The sequence below is a fragment of the Sporichthyaceae bacterium genome (assembly GCA_036493475.1).
In the GTDB taxonomy this organism is placed as follows: Bacteria; Actinomycetota; Actinomycetes; order Sporichthyales; family Sporichthyaceae; genus DASQPJ01.
Genome location: DASXPS010000040.1, coordinates 1 through 1,994 on the forward strand (window position 1 = coordinate 1; position 1,994 = coordinate 1,994).

Annotated in this window: 3 protein-coding genes; 2 read left to right on the top strand and 1 reads right to left on the bottom strand. The window is 70.3% G+C overall.

What is annotated here, in order from left to right; all coding sequences use genetic code 11:
* Nucleotides 1–966: zinc-binding dehydrogenase (locus VGJ14_04515; GenBank protein ID HEY2831665.1), on the top strand; the 966-nt coding region annotated here is incomplete at its 5' end.
* 55 nt (nucleotides 967–1,021) lie between these two features.
* On the opposite strand, the gene VGJ14_04520 is transcribed toward VGJ14_04515, so the two are convergent.
* On the bottom strand, nucleotides 1,022–1,414 hold the full coding sequence (locus VGJ14_04520; GenBank protein ID HEY2831666.1) for a methyltransferase domain-containing protein: 393 nt from the start codon (nucleotides 1,412–1,414) through the stop codon (nucleotides 1,022–1,024).
* A 73-nt stretch (nucleotides 1,415–1,487) separates the two neighbouring features.
* Between VGJ14_04520 and VGJ14_04525 the strand changes: the two genes are divergently transcribed.
* A partial coding sequence (locus VGJ14_04525; GenBank protein HEY2831667.1) for a cation diffusion facilitator family transporter occupies nucleotides 1,488–1,994 on the top strand: 507 nt, incomplete at its 3' end.

Sequence of the window (1,994 nt, forward strand, 5' to 3'; positions counted from 1 at the left end):
ACCGCGCTGGTGTCGTTCCCGCACGTGCTGGGGCACGAGGTGGTCGGGCGTCGGCTCGATACGGACGAGCGGGTGGTGCTGAACCCGTGGCTGTCGTGCGCGCCGCGGGGCATCTCGCCGGTGTGTTCCGCGTGCGCGGACGGGCGGTACCCGTGGTGCCGCAACTTCCGGTCGGGCGACCTGCCGGTCTCGATCCACCTCGGCAACTGCGCGGCGGCGGCCGGGGCGCACGCCGAACGGTTCGCGGCGCACGAGTCGCAGCTGTTCACGATTCCGTCCGGCGTGCCGGACGAGGCCGCGGTGCTGGCCGATCCGTTCAGCGTGTCGCTGCGGTCGGTGCTGCTGGCGCCGCCCGTGCCCGGTCAGCCCGTGCTGGTCTACGGGTCCGGGACGCTGGCGTACGCCGTGATCGCGCTGGTGCGGTTCCTGTATCCGGAAGCCGAGGTATGGGCGGCGACGCGGCCGGGGGCGCGGGCTCGGCTCGCGGTGCGGCTCGGCGCGCACGCGGTGCTGTCATCGGTGCCGAACGTGCTCGTGGCTGAGGTGGCCAAGCGGGTGGGGGCCTCTCCCCTGGTGCCGTGGAGCGGGCGCGCGTGGCTGCAGGACGGGCCCGGTGTGGTGTACGACACGATCGGTTCGGTGGAGACGGTGGAGACGTCGCTGAGACTGCTGATGACCGGGGGGTCTTTGGTGGTGTCGGGGGTGGAGCCGCCGAAGCGGTTCGAGTGGACGCCGCTGTACTTCAAGGAGCTGCGGGTGGTGGGGTCCAATGGGTTCGGCGTCGAATCGGTGCGCGGGGTTTCTCAGCATGCGATGCTGCACTACTTCGACTTCGTGTCCGCGGGCTTTGACCTCACGCCGGTGATCACGCACCGGTTCCCGCTGGAACGGTGGGACGAGGCGGTGCTGGCGCTGAAGGATGCCGGGCGGACCGGTGCGGTGAAGGTGCTGCTCGAGCCTTGTTAGGGCCGGGGCGTCGCCTGCGGCTTGCGCAGGACCAGGTCGAGAAGGAACGGCGAGGTCACCCACTCGTATCCGCCCGCCTTCGCGGCCCGCAGGATGGCGGCCCGCCCAGCGTCTTCGCGTCAAGCTCGTGAATATCACCGGCGACGAGCTCCACGTTCTCCAGCCCGAGTGCCGCCATGACCGTCCGGGCGTACTGGATGGTCGGCTCGCTGAAGTCAACGCCGACCACCCGGCCGGCCGGGCCCACCATCTCCGCCAGGATGGCCAGCCCGCCGACGGGGCCGCATCCGCAGTCGATCACCGTCCACCCCGGGCGGACGCCCACCCGGCGCAGCGCACGCCGGGCATGCTCCGCAAAGAACTCCGACAGGCTCAGCAGCCGCCGCAGGTCGTCATCGCTGCCGTCCAGGACGTAACGCCTGACCTGGTCCGCCGTCGCATCTGCCATGCTCGTCCCGCTGCCTCGTGGGCGTGTCTAGCCGGGCCGCGGGGAGCCGGAATGTGCCCGATGTGGATTCCTGATGGAGATCGCGCTCTGGAGATTTCGCGCCGCGTGTCCCGGCATGCGTGGTTTGATGCGGCGCGCTCGGGCAAGCAGTACCTCGGTGAAAAGCGGCAACGGACACAGCGCTACCCGTCGTACGGTGATCGTCGCGGGCGTGGCGAACATCGTGGTCGGCCTGGCCAAGCTGGCGGCGGGAATCCTCAGCGGGTCAAGCGCCATGCTCGCCGAAGCGGCCCACTCCGCCGCCGACACCCTCAATCAGGTGTTCCTGCTGACGTCACTGCGCCAGGCGGAACGCCCGGCCGACGATGAGCACCCGTTCGGCCACGGCCAGGAACGCTACTTCTGGGCGCTGCTGGCGGCGTTCGGCATCTTTATCGCCGGCGCCGGGTTCTCGATCTTCGAGGGCCTGCTGTCCCTCACCCGCAGCCACAGCGAGAGTCCTCTTGCCGCCTACGTGACCTTGGGCGTCGCATTCGTCGCCGAGGGCACCTCGTTCGTCCGCGCCTTCTGGCAGGTGCGC